The organism is Amycolatopsis umgeniensis, assembly GCF_014205155.1.
GTDB classification, from domain to species: Bacteria; Actinomycetota; Actinomycetes; order Mycobacteriales; family Pseudonocardiaceae; genus Amycolatopsis; species Amycolatopsis umgeniensis.
In genome coordinates this window covers 6240529-6256938 of the sequence record NZ_JACHMX010000001.1, presented here as the reverse complement: position 1 = coordinate 6256938, position 16410 = coordinate 6240529, and the positions used below count along the sequence as shown (strand labels likewise).

Annotated in this window: 15 protein-coding genes; 2 read left to right on the top strand and 13 right to left on the bottom strand. The window is 69.0% G+C overall.

Going from position 1 to position 16410, the window contains the following annotated elements; genetic code table 11:
* Window positions 1–9 precede the first annotated feature (9 nt).
* The 6 genes from HDA45_RS29355 to HDA45_RS29330 all read right to left on the bottom strand — a co-directional run bounded on the left by HDA45_RS29355 (window position 10) and on the right by HDA45_RS29330 (window position 5632).
* The gene (locus HDA45_RS29355; protein ID WP_184900714.1) at window positions 10–1326 is read right to left on the bottom strand and encodes a DNA polymerase IV; all 1317 of its coding nucleotides are present in this window, start codon (window positions 1324–1326) and stop codon (window positions 10–12) included.
* A complete protein-coding gene (locus HDA45_RS29350; RefSeq protein WP_034320046.1) occupies window positions 1313–1636 on the bottom strand; it encodes a transcriptional regulator in 324 nt (107 codons plus the stop codon). The genes HDA45_RS29355 and HDA45_RS29350 overlap by 14 nt, the downstream gene beginning before the upstream one ends.
* Window positions 1633–2262: a hypothetical protein gene (locus HDA45_RS29345; RefSeq protein ID WP_184900713.1), complete on the bottom strand. Its 630-nt coding sequence runs from the start codon at window positions 2260–2262 to the stop codon at window positions 1633–1635. Before HDA45_RS29345 ends, HDA45_RS29350 begins: the two co-directional genes overlap by 4 nt.
* 20 nt (window positions 2263–2282) lie before the next feature.
* A complete protein-coding gene (locus HDA45_RS29340; RefSeq protein WP_184900712.1) occupies window positions 2283–3014 on the bottom strand; it encodes an ABC transporter permease in 732 nt (243 codons plus the stop codon).
* Window positions 3011–3922, bottom strand: coding sequence for an ABC transporter ATP-binding protein (locus tag HDA45_RS29335; protein ID WP_184900711.1), 912 nt, complete (start codon window positions 3920–3922; stop codon window positions 3011–3013). Before HDA45_RS29335 ends, HDA45_RS29340 begins: the two co-directional genes overlap by 4 nt.
* Window positions 3923–4075: 153 nt before the next feature.
* Entirely contained in the window at window positions 4076–5632 is a 1557-nt protein-coding gene (locus HDA45_RS29330; RefSeq protein ID WP_184900709.1) for an alpha/beta hydrolase, read from the bottom strand.
* 285 nt (window positions 5633–5917) lie between these two features.
* On the opposite strand from HDA45_RS29330, the gene HDA45_RS29325 reads away from it, so the two are divergent.
* Entirely contained in the window at window positions 5918–7087 is a 1170-nt protein-coding gene (locus tag HDA45_RS29325; RefSeq protein ID WP_184900707.1) for a macrolide family glycosyltransferase, read from the top strand.
* A 13-nt stretch (window positions 7088–7100) separates the two neighbouring features.
* Here the strand turns inward: HDA45_RS29325 and HDA45_RS29320 are convergent, their stop codons facing one another.
* The 5 genes from HDA45_RS29320 to HDA45_RS29300 all read right to left on the bottom strand — a co-directional run bounded on the left by HDA45_RS29320 (window position 7101) and on the right by HDA45_RS29300 (window position 12829).
* Window positions 7101–8828 carry an aminotransferase class V-fold PLP-dependent enzyme gene (locus tag HDA45_RS29320; RefSeq protein WP_184900705.1) on the bottom strand — a complete coding sequence of 576 codons (1728 nt, stop codon included), beginning with the start codon at window positions 8826–8828 and terminating at the stop codon, window positions 7101–7103.
* On the bottom strand, window positions 8825–9592 hold the full coding sequence (locus HDA45_RS29315; RefSeq protein WP_343072186.1) for an amino acid ABC transporter ATP-binding protein: 768 nt from the start codon (window positions 9590–9592) through the stop codon (window positions 8825–8827). Before HDA45_RS29315 ends, HDA45_RS29320 begins: the two co-directional genes overlap by 4 nt.
* Window positions 9585–10499, bottom strand: coding sequence for an amino acid ABC transporter permease (locus tag HDA45_RS29310; protein WP_184900703.1), 915 nt, complete (start codon window positions 10497–10499; stop codon window positions 9585–9587). The genes HDA45_RS29315 and HDA45_RS29310 overlap by 8 nt, the downstream gene beginning before the upstream one ends.
* On the bottom strand, window positions 10486–11454 hold the full coding sequence (locus HDA45_RS29305; RefSeq protein ID WP_184900701.1) for an ABC transporter substrate-binding protein: 969 nt from the start codon (window positions 11452–11454) through the stop codon (window positions 10486–10488). The genes HDA45_RS29310 and HDA45_RS29305 overlap by 14 nt, the downstream gene beginning before the upstream one ends.
* Window positions 11455–11611: 157 nt before the next feature.
* Complete coding sequence (locus HDA45_RS29300) at window positions 11612–12829, bottom strand: family 8 glycosyl hydrolase (protein ID WP_184900698.1); 1218 nt, start codon at window positions 12827–12829, stop codon at window positions 11612–11614.
* A gap of 141 nt (window positions 12830–12970) precedes the next feature.
* On the opposite strand from HDA45_RS29300, the gene HDA45_RS29295 reads away from it, so the two are divergent.
* Complete coding sequence (locus tag HDA45_RS29295; RefSeq protein WP_184900696.1) at window positions 12971–13372, top strand: PPOX class F420-dependent oxidoreductase; 402 nt, start codon at window positions 12971–12973, stop codon at window positions 13370–13372.
* Between the two features lie 5 nt (window positions 13373–13377).
* On the opposite strand, the gene HDA45_RS29290 is transcribed toward HDA45_RS29295, so the two are convergent.
* Together HDA45_RS29290 and HDA45_RS29285 are read right to left on the bottom strand one after the other, a co-directional pair.
* The gene (locus HDA45_RS29290; protein ID WP_184900694.1) at window positions 13378–14583 is read right to left on the bottom strand and encodes a GTPase; all 1206 of its coding nucleotides are present in this window, start codon (window positions 14581–14583) and stop codon (window positions 13378–13380) included.
* On the bottom strand, window positions 14580–16346 hold the full coding sequence (locus HDA45_RS29285; protein WP_184900692.1) for a dynamin family protein: 1767 nt from the start codon (window positions 16344–16346) through the stop codon (window positions 14580–14582). The genes HDA45_RS29290 and HDA45_RS29285 overlap by 4 nt, the downstream gene beginning before the upstream one ends.
* Window positions 16347–16410: the final 64 nt, after the last annotated feature.

Here is a 16410-nt window from a genome sequence, read left to right as displayed (position 1 = left end):
AACGCGGGGTCAAGTGAGGCAGTCACCGGCGTCACCGCGGCGCAGCGCCGGGTCGTCCTGCGGAAAGGTTCGTGCGACACCCGGCCCGCTCGACCGCGTCTCGAAGCGCACGGTCACCCGGCCGTGCCCGGCACCCTGCACCCAGCCGCTTCCGTACTCGTCGTGCACGACGTCGTTCCCGGGCCGCCAACTCGAGGAGACGACGACCTCCGGTGCGGGCGCCCGCTCGACCAAGGGCACTTCGGACACCGGAACGGAAAGGGTGAACAGCGGATCCTGATGCGGTACCGAAAGCCCGGAGAACGCGACCCCGGCCAGCCGCACCCCGCCGAATTCGGTCGGGTCGATGAGCAGCCGTTCCGCCATCGAGGCGAGCTGGTCGAACTCGTCGGTGGGCGAAGCCATCGTCTCCGACCGGGTCACCGTGCTGAAATCGGTGTGCCGCAGTTTCACCACCACCGTCCGCGCGACCTTGTCGGCGTTGACGAGCCGTTTGTGCGCGTGGACGGCGAGGTCGCGGACCTCGCGCCGCAGGCTCACCAGGTCGATCAGGTCGCGATCGAAGGTCGTCTCCGCGCTGACCTGCTTGAGCTCGGCGCGGTCGGACACCGGCCGGTCGTCGACGCCGGTGGCCAGGCGCCGCAGATCCCTGCCGACCACACTGCCCAAAGTGGACACCGCGTCGGCGTCGGAGAGCGCTGTCAGCTGGCCCAGCGTCCGGACGCCGATCGCCCGCAGTTTCCCCTCCGCCACCGGGCCGATCCCCCACAGGACCCTGGTCGGCAACGGTGCGAGGAAATCGCGTTCGGTGCCCTGGTCGACGACGAGCAGCCCGTCCGGTTTCGCCAGATCCGAAGCCACCTTCGCGACCTGCTTCCCCGACGCCGCCCCGATCGACGCCACCAGCCCGATTTCGGACCGGATGTGCTCCCGCAGGCGGGTACCGAACTCCCGCACCCGATCCGACGAAGCCCCGGCCAGCGAAGGCGGTTCCGCGAAGGCCTCGTCGAGGGAGATCCGTTCCAGCACGGGCGCGTTCTGGGCGACGAGGTCGAACACCTGGGTGCTCAGCAGTTCGTAGAGTTTGAACCGCGGCGGCAGGATGACGCCGTTGGGCGGCAGCAGCCGCCGGGCCTGCGACATCGGCATCGCCGATTTGATGCCGTGTTCCCGCGCCTGATAACTCGCCCCGGCGACCACGCCGCGCGGGCCGGCGCCGCCGACCAGCACCGGACGGTGGGCCAAGGTCGGCCGGGTCAGCTGTTCACAGGAGGCGTAGAACGCGTCCATGTCGAGGTGGATGACCCACCGGTCATGCCCGCCCATCGCCCGGCACCTCGAGAAGACGGTGGAGGGCCTTCGTGTACTCCTCGAACGCAGCCCGTCCCCGGGTGGTCAGCTCGACCAGCGTCACCGGTGTGCGATGTTCGAACGCCTTGGTGATCTCGACGTAGCCCGCGTCCTCGAGTTTGCGCAGATGCGTCGACAGGTTGCCCGGCGTCATGTCCAGCAACTGCTGCAGCCGGGGGAAAGTGATGCTGTCCCCCGGGCCGAGGCTCGACAGCGCCACGGTGACCCGCAGCCGCGCCTGCGCGTGGATCACCGGATCGAGCTGGGGCAGCCCGTCTTCGCTCATCGCGACCGCACCAGGAAGACCAGCGACGCCACCAGGAAACCGCCGCCGCCCGCCAGGCTCAGCACGAGGAAGTTGTGCGGTCCCCCGGCCAGCACGCTCGCCGCGCCGCACGCGATGATCCACACGCCGAGGCCGTACTGCAGTTTGCTCTGCCACAGCATCCCGCCGGCGAGGTACATCAGACCGGTCAGCATGAGCGAAGTTCCGGACCACAGCAACGGGATCAGGTCGGTGTCGAGGCCGAGCCGGATCAGCGCGGTGTTCACCACCGTCAGCCCGCCGAACGCGATCATCCAGCTCCAGCCGTACATCGCCCCGACGAGCCGGGACGGGCCGCGCACGCCTCGGCCCGCACGGATGCCGTAGATCGCCGAGTACGCCATGGCCCCGACGAAACCGGCGACGGTGATCGCGCCGGCGACCCACAACGGCATCAGGGCGGTGGGCGGCGCGGAAACGTAGACGAGCCCGAAACCGAACAGCCACACCAGGCCCCAGACGGCGAGCAGCACGGCCGGGTTCGGCCCGATCTCACGCCGGGTCTGCTCCGTCTGCGCGGCGATGAGCGCGAGCGACTCCTCGGGCGTCATCGGCCTCGGGTCGTCGTCGTGCTCATCCTCCACCACCTCGGAAAACTAACACGGGCTCACAGTCTGGCCGTGTCGAGCCGGAACCGCGCCATCACCACGAGCGCGGGCACCACCAGCCACGCGGCGAGCACCAGGACCGCGGTGAGCGCGCCCGACCCGCCGAGCACCGGCGCGCGGCCGATCTCGCCGAGCCAGTACGTCGGCATGATGTGCCCGGCGGTGTTCATCCAGCCGGGCAGGATCTGCAGCGGGATCCACAGCCCGCCGAACATGCCCAGCGGCAGCATCAGCGCGCCGGTCACCGCCTGCACGGTGTCGCCCTTGCCGAACAGACCGATCATCAGGCCCAGCACCGCGAACGGCAGCGCGCCGAGCCACAGCGCGCCGAAGATCGTCAGCCACTGGCCGGTTTCGAGGCGGATGCCGCGGATCATGCCCGCCGCGAAGATCACCAGGAGTACGGGCAGCGCGACGAACAATCCCGCCGACACCTTGACCATCAGATAGCCCGGCGCGCGCATCGGGGTCAGCCGCAAGGTGCGCTGCCATCCGTCGGTGCGCTCGGTGGCGACACGGGTGCCGGTGAACAGCGCGGCGGTCATGGCGCCGTACGCGGCCATGTTCACCATGGTCACCGTCGCGGTCGAGATCCCAGGAGCGATCTCGCGGGCGCCGAAGATGCCGCCGAACAACAGGAACATCGCCAGTGGCATGCCGATGGTGAACAGCGCGAACTGCGGGCTGCGGACGATGCGCTTGATCTCCAGCGCGAGGTAACTCAGGTTCATCTCAAGGCTCCCTCTTCGACGTCGGCCGTCAGCGCGATGAACGCCTCTTCCAGTCCCACGGCGGTGATTTCGATGTTCGCGGCGAGCGGGAACTCGCGCAGCAGGCCGCGGATGGCGGCGTCGGAGTCGGCACAGCTCAGCTCCGCGTGCCCGGCCCGCAGCACCGCGCGGGACACTCCGGGCAGCGTGGCCAGCGCGGCTTCGGTGTCTCGGGTGGCATTCGGGATGACGGCGCGCAGCACCCGGCCCGCGACAGCGGCCCGGACCTCGCCGACCGGCCCGTCCGCGACGACCCGGCCGTGCCGCATGAGCACGACGCGGTCCGCGTAGTCCTCGGCCTCGGCGAGGTAGTGCGTCGCGAAGAGGACCGTGCGGCCCGTCTCGGTGTACTCGCGCATCGACGCCCAGAAGCGGCGCCGCCCGTCGACGTCCATGGCCGCGGTCGGCTCGTCGAGCACCAGCAGATCCGGATCACCGACCAGCGCGAGCGCGAACCGCACCCGCTGCTGCTCGCCGCCGGAGAGCTTCCCGCAGCGGCGGTTCGCGTACTCGGTGACACCGGCGCGCTTGAGCACCTCGCGGATCGGCAGCGGGTTGCGGTGCAGCGAGGCGAACAGGCCGACGAGTTCGGCGACCGTGGCGTCCCTGAGCAGAGTCCCGTTCTGCGCCATCGCGCCGACCATCCCCCGGTCCATCGCCTCGGCCGCGCTGAGCCCGGCGACCCGCACCTGACCGGCGTCCGGCCTGGTCAGGCCCAGCAGCATGTCGATCGTGGTGGACTTGCCCGCACCGTTCGGCCCGAGCAGCGCCACCACCTCCCCCGGCGCGACCCGCACGCTGACGTCTTCGACGGCCAGGACGTCACCGAAGCGCTTCACGAGCCCTTCGAGGCTGAACGCGTCCGCCATGACTTTCCCCCTTCGAGCACTCTGAACTACAAAGTCGACAGGCACTTTGTAACACAAAGTCCCCTGCCCTGAAAACCCCGGATGCGCGTGAAGGCCCCCTTCCCTCGGCTGAGCCGAGGGAAGGGGGCCTTCACGCGCATTCCGTCAGGTGGGTTAGGCGGGCACCCGGGAGAGTGCGGCGCCGGAGGTGGCCGCAGGTACGGGCGGTGGCACCGGGAGCGGCAGCGGCGCGCATTCGACGTCGGCCGTCCGCCCCGGTTTGCGGTCGGGCAGCGCGCCGGTCGCCAGGTAGTCGGCGATCCGGTTGTCGACGCACGCGTTGCCGCGCGGCGTGATGGCGTGGCTCGTGCCGCCCGGCTCACCGATCAAGCGAGCGCCGGGGAACCGGCTACGCACTTCGAGGCTGCCTTCGTACGGTGTCGCCGCGTCGAGCGTCTCGCCGATCATCAGCACACTCGGCACCTTCTTGCCGTCGACCTTGACCGGCTTGCCGGGTTTCGCGGGCCAGTACAGGCAAGGCCCGTTGTACCAAGCGTTCTGCCAGGTGAAGTACGGCGCCTTCCGGTAGGTCCGCCAGTTGTCGTGCTTCCACTGCTGCCAGCTCTGCGGCCACTTCACGTCCGTGCACTGGACGGCGAGATAGACGGCGTAGCTGTTGTCGTCGCCGCGGCCGCCGAAGGTCTCGAACAGCCCCTTCATCGTCTGCCAGTCACCCTTGTTGACGAACTTCGCGAGCGCGTCACCGAGCAGCGTCCAGCGCAGCTGGTAGTAGGAAGCCTGGTTGAAGACGTCGAGGAACTCGTCCGGTCCGACGTAGCCGCCCGCCGGGACCGCGGCCAGCTTCTTCAACTGCTCGTCGAAGACCTGCTTCACCGCGGCCTGGGTCTTGCCGAGGTGGTAGACGTCGTCGTGGGAGGCGACCCAGCCGAACCAGATGTTGAGGTTGACGTCGTAGGCGAGATCCTGGTTGAGGTTGGCCTGGTACCAGACGTTGCGGGGGTCCACAGTGGAATCGAGGACCATCCGGCGGACGTGCTGCGGGAACAGCGTCCCGTAGACCTGGCCGAGATAGGTGCCGTAGGAGTACCCGTAGAAGTTCAGCTGCTCCGCGCCGAGCGCCTTGCGGATGCTCTCCATGTCCTTGACCGTGTCGGTCGTCTTGATGTTCTCCAGCAGCGCGCGGCTGTTCTTCTCGGCGCACGCGTCGGCGTAGGACTTCGAGCGCTGCAACCAGGTCGTCTCCAGTTGCCGCGTCGTGGGCACGTAGTTCGGCCGGTTGTAGTCCATGTAGTTCGGGATGCACGAAAGCGCGGGCTTGCTGGAGCCGACGCCGCGCGGGTCGAAACCGACCCAGTCGTAGGCGTCGCCGGCGTGGTTCGGCACGCGCGGGCCGCGGGTCGCGAGCAGCAGCCCGGAACCGCCGGGGCCGCCGGGGTTGGTGAGCATGACGCCCTGGTACTGCGCGTCGGGCGTCTTGTGCTTGACGCGGCTGAGCGCGAGCTGGATCTTCTCTCCGCGCGGCCTCGAGTAGTCGAGCGGAACGGACAGGAAGCCGCACTCGGCGCCGGCGTTGATCAACGTCGGGTCGGTGCACGCTCCCCAGGTGATGGTCTCGGCGGGTTGCGCCGCTTCGGCCGCGCCGGCGGGCGCGGTCACCGCGACCGAGGCGAGCGTGGCGACGGCCAGCGCGGTGATGAGAACACGTCTCAAGGTTTCTCCCTTTCCCTCCAAAGGTGAAAGCCCCGAAACCCTATCCACGCCGCTGACCCGCGGAAGTCCTCCGGCGAAGGTCCCTACCAACGGCGGGTCCTGATCGCGGCAAACCGGGCAACCGGTTAATCGGTTGGGACGCCGAGTGGCGCGCGCTACGCTGTCGATCATGATCTGCCACGTTCGTATGCGCACCGCCTGAGACGGCGCGACCGCAGGGCCCCCGCGATCGGGAGGCCCCCTTTTCTGCGCGCCGTCCGACGTCACGACCTCAGACAGGACCTCATGCAGAAACACATCGCGATGATCGGCTGCACCGCGCCGAGCCACATCTACCCGTCGCTGGCCGTCATCCGTGAGCTGGTCGCACGCGGACATCGAGTCAGCTATGTCGTGGGCGAACCGCTCACCGGGCTGATCGAGCCGACCGGCGCCGAGGTGGTCTCGCATCCCTCGATCCTCCCGATCGGCGACCAGTCGGCGTGGCCGGAGGATCCCGCGTCGCAGATGCGGGTCTTCCTCGACGAGGGCATCCAGGCGATGCCGGTGCTGACCGATTTCTACGACGAGAACCGTCCGGACCTGCTGCTGTACGACATCGGCGGTCTCCCGGCACCCCTTCTGGCCAGGCGCTACGACGTTCCGGCCGTGCAGTTGTCCCCGACGTATGTCGCCTGGGACGGCTACGAAGAGGACATGGCCGAGATCCTCACCTCGATCCGGACCTCACCGTCCGGAAAGGACTATTTCGCCACTTTCACCCGGTGGCTGAACGAGAACGGTATCGAGGCCGACGCCTGGGACTGGATCTCCCACCCGGAGCAGGTGCTCGCGCTGCTGCCGAGGGCGATGCAGTCCAACGTCGAGCGGGTGCCGTCGTCGGTCCGGTTCGTCGGCCCGGCGCTGGACCCGGAACGGCTGGCCGATCGGAGCTGGACGCCGCCTTCGAGCGGCAAGAAGGTCCTGCTGATGTCGCTCGGCACCGCGTTCACCGACCAGGTCGACCTGTTCCGCGCGTGCGTGGACGGGTTCCGCGACTCGGACTGGCATGTGGTCATCTCGATCGGCCAGACCGATCCCGCCGGCCTCGGACCGCTCCCCGAGCACATCGAGGTACATCCGTTCGTCCCGCAGCTCGCGGTGCTCGAAGCCGCGTCGGCGTTCATCACGCACGCCGGCATGGGCGGCAGCACGGAATCGCTCTGGTACGGCGTGCCGACCGTCGCGATCCCGTTGGCCACCGACGGTTTCGGCAACGCGGCGAAACTGGCGGAACTGGGTGTCGGTGAGGAACTCGCGGCCTCGGACGTGACGGCTTCGACGCTGCGGGCCGCCGTCGAGCGGGTCTCCGGGTCGCCCTCGGTGGCCGCGCGCCTCGCCGAGGTGCGGGCCGAGACACGCGGGAACGGCGGGATCGACCGCGCGGCCGACGCCGTGGAGTCCTTCCTCCGCTAGTTGTTCGCGCGAGTCACGTGGCCCGGATCTCGTTCAGGTAGTTGTAGATGGTGTACCGCGTGACGTCGAGTTCCCCGGCGAGGTGGTCGACCGAGTCCTTGATGAGGAAGAACCCCGCCTCGTCCAGTTCCCGGACCACGGCCGCCTTGTGCCGCTTCTTCATCAGGTCCACCGGGATCCCGGCCTTCGTGACCGCGCGTCCGACGAGGAACCGCTGCAGGCTGTCGACGTCCGGCGGGAAGGTTTCGGGCTCGTGCCCGCCGGACTTCGGCGCCCCGTCGGACAGCCGGTTGACGCACAGGCAGCCGATCGCGATCCCGTCGGCGTCGCGCAGGAACAGCGTCGAGGAACGGATCGCGCGGCCGTCGGGGCCGTGGGTCTCGTAGTTCGTCAGATCCTGCGTGGTGCCGCGGCGGACCAGTCCCAGCAGCAGATCCGTCATCGGGCCGCCGACCGTCCGGCCGGTGAGATCACCCGCGATGGCGACGATCGAGTCCGGCAGCCTGCTCAGATCGTGCAGCAGGACTTCGTTGCCCGGTCCCAGCATCGTCGCGAGCGCGTGCACCGCCGGGACGAGCGCCGTGAGCAAGTCCCCCGAGCCCGCCGACGCGACAGCGGGCGCCTCGAAGACCTTGACCGGCTTCATCAGCCGCTCCAACGCCGAGCGCACCAGCTCCGCCGTGCTCGCCGGAGTCGACGCGTGCGGGGACAGCCGGACGTGCTCCGGCCGTACGGTCGCGGCGATCCCGGCGTTCGCCAGCGCGGAACCCACCTGCTCGGCGGCGTGCCCCGGCAGGGTGAAGGCGAGGATCCCGGCGCGCCGCTCGACGGCCGAAACCACCTCTCCCCCCACGGATTTCACGGCTTCTTCGAGTTCGTCGACGCGTTCGGCGATGCGGCCCGCGATGGCCTCGACACCCGCCTCTTCGACCAGTTCCAGAGCGGCCGCGAACGCACCCGAGGTGATCGGGCTCAGGTTCGAGATCGACCACGCGGCGGCGGTGTCGTCGGCCGGATGGATCTCGTCGTCGAACAGGCCCGGGTCACGGGCTCCTGTCCAGCCGGACAGGATCGGCTCCATCCGCTCGAGCGCACGGTCGGACAGGACGGCGAAACCGGTACCCCAGCCCGCCCGCAGCCACTTCTGGCCGCCGACGACGAGCACGTCCGCGACCTCCCACGGTGCCTCGACCACCCCGAAGCCCTGGATCCCGTCGACGACGAGCAGCCTGTCCCCGGTCACTTCCCGGATCGCCGCCAGATCGGCGCGATACCCGGTGCGGAAGTCGACGGCGCTCACGCTGACCAGCGACGTCTCCGGGGTCAGCGCCGCCTTGACCGCGTCCGCCGTGACGTTCCCCAGCGGCAGCCGCCGCACGGTCAGCCTGCCCGCTTGTTCGGCCCGCGCCCACGGGTACGTGTTGGCCGGGAACTCCGACGCCGAGACCAGCGCCTCGCCCCGCGGCGCGTTGAACGCGGCCTGGAACAACCCGAGACTGGTGTGCGGCAACAGCACCGTGTGGTCGGTGTCGCTGCCGGAAAGCCGTGCCGCGGCGGCCTTGGCCCGGGTCTCCTGGCGCATCAGGTCGTCCACAGTGGACGGACCGGCCTTGGTCGAGGCGTCGAGCAGGCTCGCCGTCGTGTCGAGCACGGCGTGCGACGGCGGGCCGAACCGGGCGAAGTCGAGGTACCCGGCCGGTTCGTCGAACTGCAGCAGGTACCGCGGCGAGATCCGCGTCATGCGAGGACCCGTGCCAGGAACTGCTTGGTCCGCTCGTGTTTCGGCGAGCTCAGGATCTCCCCCGGCGGACCGGTCTCGACGACCACGCCGTCGGCCATGAACACCACCTCGTCGGCGGCCTCGGCCGCGAACCCCATCTCGTGCGTCACCACGACCATCGTCATCCCCTCCGCGGCCAACGTACCCATCACCGCCAGCACCTCGCCCACGAGTTCCGGGTCGAGCGCCGACGTCGGCTCGTCGAACAGCATCAGCTTCGGTTTCATCGCGAGCGACCGGGCGATCGCGACCCGTTGCTGCTGTCCGCCCGAAAGCTGCGCCGGATAGGCGTCGGCCCGATGCGCGAGACCGACCCTGTCGAGCAGATCGAGCGCTTGGACGCGGGCCTCCTCGGGATTCAGCCCGAGCACCCGCACCGGCCCCTCGACGACGTTCTGCACCGCCGTCCGGTGGCCGAACAGGTTGAACCGCTGGAACACCATGCCGATGTCGCGCCGCTGCCGGGCGACCTCGCGTTCCTTCAGTTCGTACAGCTTCCCGTTCTTCAGGCGGAACCCGATCGGCTCGCCGTCGACCCAGACCTGTCCGGCGTCGATCGCCTCCAGATGGTTGACACAGCGCAGGAAGGTGCTCTTCCCGGCGCCCGACGGGCCGAGCAGGCAGACCACCTGTCCTTTGTGGACTTCGAGGTCGATGCCGCCCAGCACCTCCGTGTGGCCGTAGCTCTTGCGGACGCCGACGGCCTTCAGCAGCGGCTCAGCCACGTTCACTCCTCACCAGCGGCGCGGTGCGCAAGGCCTTGGCGGCCCGGGAGAACGGACTTCGCGCCCGGTCTTCGGAGTCGAAGGCGCGCTCCAGATAGTGCTGTCCGATCCCGGCGACGGTCACCACGACCATGTACCAGACCGCGGCCGCCAGCAGCGTCTCCATCACCAGCAGGTTGTTGGACGAGATGTTGTTGGCCGCGTGGATCAGTTCGGTCACGCCGATCACCGACGCCATCGACGTCCCCTTGAGCATGTTGATGAAGTCGTTGCCGGTCGGCGGGATGATCACCCGCATCGCCTGCGGCAGCACCACGCGGCGCAGTGTCGCGCCCGGCGACATCCCGATCGACTTCGCCGCCTCGGTCTGCCCGCTGTCGACACTGTTCAGCCCGGCACGGACGATCTCCGCCATGTAGGCGCTTTCGTTGAGCGCCAAGCCGAGCAGCGCGGCGGTGAACGCGGTGATCAGCACGTTGGTCTGCTCGTGCAGCAGGTAGCCGCCGAACGGCAGCGGGATGGAGATGAACTCGAAGACGAGCGCCAGGTTGTACCAGATCAGGATCTGCAGCAGCACCGGAAGCCCGCGGAACAGCCAGATGTAGCCCGCCGCGAACCAGCGCGCCACCGGATTCGCCGACCGGCGCATCAGGGCGATCACGATCCCGATGACGATCGCCGAACCCTGCGCGATCACCGCGAGCAGCACGGTGTTGAGCAGGCCGACCGCCATCACCCGGTACCACAGGAACTCCGGTACGGAATCCCATTGGATCTGGGCGTTCCCGAGCGCGATCCCGAGCAGGACCAGCAGCACGAGGATGACGACGGCGCTGACCCAGCGGCCCCAGTGTTTCAGCCGGACGATCGGCAGCGGCTCGGCTGTTGACCGATCAGCTTCCGCCATTGAGCTTCGCCTCCTTGACAGCGCCCTGCTCGACGCCCCAGGCCTGCAGGATCTTGCCGTAGCCGCCGTCGGCGATCAGGGACTGCAGGGCCTTCTGGACGGACTCGGCCAGCGGTTTGTTCTCCTTGTTGACGCCGATGCCGTACGGCCCGCCGTTGATCGGCTCGCCGGGGACGACCTCGAAGAACTTGCCCTCGCCCGCGGTCCGCGAGATGTAGACCGCACTGGGCAGGTCGTTGAGGATGGCGGCGACCCGCCCGGTGCGGAGCTGGTTCTGGTTCTGGGTGTCGCTGTCCGTCGCGGTCACGGTCAGCGCGGGCTTGCCCGCCTGCGTGCACTTGCCGTTCTGCTCCTCGGCGAACTTCTGGTGACTCGTCCCCTGCACGACGGCGACGTTCTTGCCGCACAGCGTGTCCGCGCCGGTGATCCGGTCGGGATTGCCCTTGCGGACCATGATCGTGATGCCGGAGGAGAAGTAGTCGACGAAATCGATCTGCGCCTGGCGGGTCTTGGTGTCGTTCATCGCGGCCATCGTGAGGTCCACGCGGCCGGACTGGAGGCTCGTGATCAGCGAACCGAACGCCATGTCCTGGTGGTGCACGGTGACGCCGAGCTTCTTGCCGATGGCCTTGGCGAGGTCGACCTCGTAGCCGATCGGGCTCTTGCCGTCGGCGGCGTAGAAGTTGTTGGGCGCGGACTGCAGGTTCGAGGCCAGGTGCAGCATCCCGGCCTGCGCGTACTTCGCGGGCAGGGTGCCGGCGACGGCGGCGTCCTTCTGGATGCCTTCGATCAGGGCGGTCGTGTCCGGGGTCGCGGCCGGCGCCCCCGACGCCGCGGGTTCCTGGCCGCCCGCACCGTCGGGCCCGCCTCCGCAGGCCGCGGTGAGGAGCGCGGCCAGACCGGTGAGCACGGCCAAGCGCCAGGTTCGGGTCAGGGTGAGCGGCGTCGACGGCATGAGGGGACCTCCACGGTGCCTTGGGTGGTCGCCGACGCTACAACTGGGTGTTGAAGAGGTCAACAAGCAGTTGAAATCCTGTCCGGTGGATGTCCGTTTCGAGCGTGAAGGCCCCCTTCCCCCGGCTGAGCCGAGGGAAGGGGGCCTTCACGGGAGATCAGACAGCGATGTAGTTACCGGAGAGGATGAGCAGGACCTGCACGGTGATGCCGGTGCCGTAGTAGTCCGTGGCGTTCGGCGTCCAGGTGGTGACGCGGGTCCACAGCTTGTCCAGCCAGGCCTGGCTGCCCGGGTCGTTCATCGCCGCGATGGCGAACGACGCGGTGAAGCAGGGGTGCTGACCCGACTCACCCGAGATCTTGGAGCCCGACAGCGTGTAGCCGGTGGTGATCTTGGCCGGGTCGCCGCCGGTCGTCTGCTGGATCCAGGTGTTCATCTTGCGCACCTGCCCCTGCGCCGGGCTGCCCGAAACGGTGACGCCGTCGACGCCGAGGCGCCACGGGTCACGGCAGGCGTTGTAGCTGTACTTGTCGTCCTTGCCCTCGAGGAAGTCCGCCGGGGCGGGCTTCGGCGTGGAGTTGGTGTTGACGACGAAGTCCGGGATCAGCCCGGTCTTCGGCGCGTACTGCTGCTGGAGCTGGGTGACGGCCTGCTCCTGCCGGGTGCGGACCTGACCCCAGAACGAGTCGCCGGTGGCCTTCTCGAACGCGCGGAGGTGGCCCGGCATCCAGTCGGAGGAACGCGAGCTGTTGATGTACTTGCCCTCGTCGGCCCAGTCGGCCAGCCGCATGAACTTGGTGGTGGGGTGCACCTCGCTGCGCTTGATCGCCTTGATGATCCGCAGCGCCTCGGCTTTGTAGTTCACCGAACCGCCGCTGCCCCAGACCTTGTCGGCGATGAGCAGGCCGTAGGCGATCTCGAGGTCGCCGTCGGTCGCCGAGTCGGTGCCGTTGACGCTCTTGCAGCTCGCGTCCTGCTCGGCGGCGTGGAGATCCTTGTCGATCGACGAGGGGTGCGCCTTCACGAACTTCAGGATGCCGTCGAAGACGGTCCGGGCCTGCGAGTCCTTGTCGCCCATCATGGCGGCGATGGTCATCCCGTAGCCCTGACCCTCGGCGACGAAGGCGTGGTCGGCGTCCGGCGCCTTGACCGCGTAGGTGCCCGTCCCGCACTTGGTGGTGAGGAAGTTCTTCTTCCAGAAGTCGTAGTACTTGGCGAGTGCCGCGTCCTGCGTCGCCTGGGACACCGACGGGCGGAGAACACCTGGCAGATAAGGGGTTCCTTGAGTGGTGGCCGCGATGGCGGGGGCGGTCGTGGCGACCAGCCCGGCGGTCAGCGCGGCCGCGGCCAGCACTGTCCGAACGGTCTTTCTCATGGCTCCTCCGGAAACATCGTTGGTGGCGGCGGCGCGTTTCGAGAGTGACATCCGGGTCGGCCAAAAACAAGAGAGTTAAGAAAGTTTCCTTACTATTACCTCAAATGACGCTTGCGTGAACAGTGCCCTAGCGTGAGCGTCATGACGATCGACTTGAGCGCGCGCGGCGAGACCTTCCGGGAATTCTGGACCGAGCGGCATCTCGCCACCCTGACCACCGTCCGCCCCGACGGGACCCCGCATGTCGTCGCGGTCGGGGTCACGGTGGACTTCGAGACCGGGATCGCCCGCGTGATCACGTTCCGCTCGTCCAAGAAGGCCCGCATGATCAAGGAAGCGGACGAAAAGGGCATTCCGGTCGCCGCCTGCCAGATCGACGGGCCGCGATGGTCCACTTTGGAGGGACGCGCGGTGCTGCGCGAGGATCCGGAGTCGGTGCGCGACGCCGAGAACCGTTACGCCGCGCGCTATCGGCAGCCCAAGCCGAATCCGGAGCGGGTGGTCATCGAGATCAGCGTGACCCGGGTGCTCGGCAACGCCTAGGATTTTCAGCCCACGAAGAGGCTGAGGAGCCCTTCCACCGACCGGACGATCACCCGCGCCGCGGCGCGTTCGGCGTGCGCGGCGTCGGCCCGTTCCGCCTCGTGCCGCCAGCGGACCAGCGCGCTTTCGGCTCCGGCGTGGATTTCGGCCGGGTCCGCGTCGGGTGCGAGGCCGAGCCGCTCGGTGGGCGCGAGTCCCTGCGCGCCGAGCAACCGGGCGGCCTCCTCGGCGATCTCCCCGGACAGCGCCGTGCGGCCGCCGCGGATGTCGGCGATGAGCCGCAGTTCCCGGAAGTCGTGCGCTGCCGCGGCGAAGCGCTCCACGCGTGCGGCCAGCCGGTCGCCGTGCGGGACCGGTTCGGCGGCGAGCAGGCTTTCAAGCCGCAGCACCGCCGTACGTGCCTTCAACGCTTCGCCCCTGGCGACGAAACAACCCGCGAGCGTGTCCCTCAGATCGCCGAGACCGCTGCGGTGCACGAGTTCCGCCGAAAGCTTCAGCCTGCTGTCACAGCCGGTGCGGATCAGGGTGATCGCGAGCCGGACGCCGTAGAGCCCGAAGCGCGACACCAGATGTTTCCTCGACTCCGGCGGGACACCCACCGGAAACGGATCATCCACAAAGGAATCCACGGACAGGAGATGCCGCTCCAGTTCCTGACGGGAGACCGACGCCAGCGCGCGCAGCACCGCGAATTCGTCGTCCCGCAGCGCGCGGCCCGCGTAGCCCAATTGCCCGGCGACCGCGATGACTCCCTGGAAGCCCGCGCAGTTCGGATCCTCTCGCCAAGCGCGCCGCGCCAGCTGTTTCGCGGTGAGCAGGGCGTCGATCCGGCCCGCGCCGACCTCGTCCGCCCGGCCGAGCACCAGCACCGAGTTCACCGCGCTCTGCCGCGCGAACGCGGAACCGCCCACCGGGCGGGCGCCGGCGAGTTCGTCGGGCTCGAGGTGACGCACCAGGCGCACTGTCGCGTCGACGTGTTCAGCCGGCGCCGGGGTGTCGAACAGTTCGAGGTCGCGCAAGGCCCTCGTCGGCCATTCCGCCAGCGCGGAGACCAAAGTGGACTTCCCGGTTCCCGGCGTGCCGACGAAACCGACGCGTAGCGGTTCTTCCAGCCGCTCCAGGCATTCCCGCAGCATCACCACCGCGTGCGGGCGGTCCCGGTAGTGCGCCGCGGCCTCGCTCACCAGCTCTCGGACATCCAGTGCGGTCACGCCGAAAGCTCCCGGATTTCACGGGCGGTCACGCCTAAAGCTCCCGCCTTCCGGTGCAGTGCGGCGAGCCGGTCGATCTCCTTTTTGACCCGCTGGGTGCGCCGGTCCCGGTCGGCGGAGCCGGCGATGATCAGTTCCCGTTGACGGGTCAGCTCTTCCGCGAGTTCGTCCGAGAGCGCGGCGAAATGGTCGCGCAGCCGCCGCTGGACCTGGCGGATCTCGTCCTTGATCTCCTTGCTGAACCGGATGAACACGTCGTCGACGTGGCGCTGAGCCGCGGCCTTCGCCAAGGCCTGACGCCGCTGCAGCCGCATCCCGCCTTCGTCGCGCACGCTCTTGGTGGCGAACGCGACACCGGCGCCGAGGGAAACCGGGTTGATCAGCGGCAGCCCGGCGAGACTGGTGACCAGGCCGAACATCAGCACGCCGCCGTAGGAACCGCGCAAGCCGGTGAAGAGTTTCTGCCCGATCTTGAACCGCTCGATCTTGGGCGTGCCGACTTCGGGGATCGAGTCCACTCCGGATCCGGTCAGCGGCAGTTCCGGGGCCTGGCCGAAGCGTGGCCCGAAACTCGTGGCGACCGCGTGCGCGATCCACGTCGAGCGGTCGGACACCCAGTTGTAGTTCGTCTCGACGGCCTCGGCGAGGTTCTCTTCCAGCCAGGTCTGGAAATCCGGCCAGATCTGCACCGGGTCGCCTTCGTCGAAGGTGCGGTCGATATGCCGCACGATCTGCCGGGTCCGCTCGCGCAGGTCGTATTCGGCGTCGGAGACCAGATCGGTGATCTCGTCCGACAACAGGTTCTGCCAGCGGACGTTCTGCCGCCGCAGTTCCTCGGTGCGCCGTTGTGCCTGCTGCAGCAGGGTGACCTGATCGATCCCGCTGTCCTGTGAGACGGCGTCGAGCCGCGTCTGCAGGCTCTCGACCAGCTCGACCGCCGCCGCGCGGACGCTCACCGCGGCGGCGAGCGCGCGGGTGCGTTCGATCGGTCGCGAAGCCTGCTCGCCGACCCAGTTCAGGAGTTCCGGGAAACCGGACCGTCCGTTGAGGCCGGCGTCACCGGCCTTCGCGGCGGCTTGGCGCACCGTCGCGGACACGGGGAAGACGTCGGCGACGACCCCGGTCTCGGAAAGCGCGGTGCGATTGCGGGCGGCGAGTTCCCGCCAGTCCGGGCTGACGTCGATCTTGGTCAGCGCCAGCACCAAGGCCGGGCACCAGGTGCGGATGTGCCGGGCCAGCGCGAGTTCGGCGGGCTGGAGTTCCTGCGTCGCGTCGGAGACGAGGATCACCGCGTGCGCGTCGGCGAGGACGTCGAGGGTGGCCGCCGTGCGCGGCGAACGAGGATCCCCTATCGCCGGGGTGTCCACCAGCACCAGACCCGTGCCGAGCAGTTCACGCGGCAGACCGACCTCGACCCGGCGCAGCGAACCGGGCGGCCGGATCTCGAGTTCCTTGGCCAGATCCGCGACCGGCACGCTTTCCCGAGCGTGCCCGACCAGCGTGGCGGCGGCGTCGGGGGCGTACCCGATCTCGGTGGGGACGGCGGGGGTGCTCGCGTCCCCGACCGCGCAGACCGGGGCGTTCAGCAACGCGTTGAGCAGGTAACCCTTGCCCTGTTTGGGAAAGCCGACCACCGCGATCCGGGTTCCCGGCGCCTGCTGGTCCCGTCTCCGCCGCAGGCGTTCGGCCAGGTCGGCGCGACCGTGGGCGGCACAGGCGTCCAAGGTCTCGTTGAGCACGTCGAGCCAGGCGGGGGCTGTCACGGGGATGCAGTGTTCCCTTAACCAAGCGCGGAATCAATGTGGCATGGGCCAACATGCCGCGAAG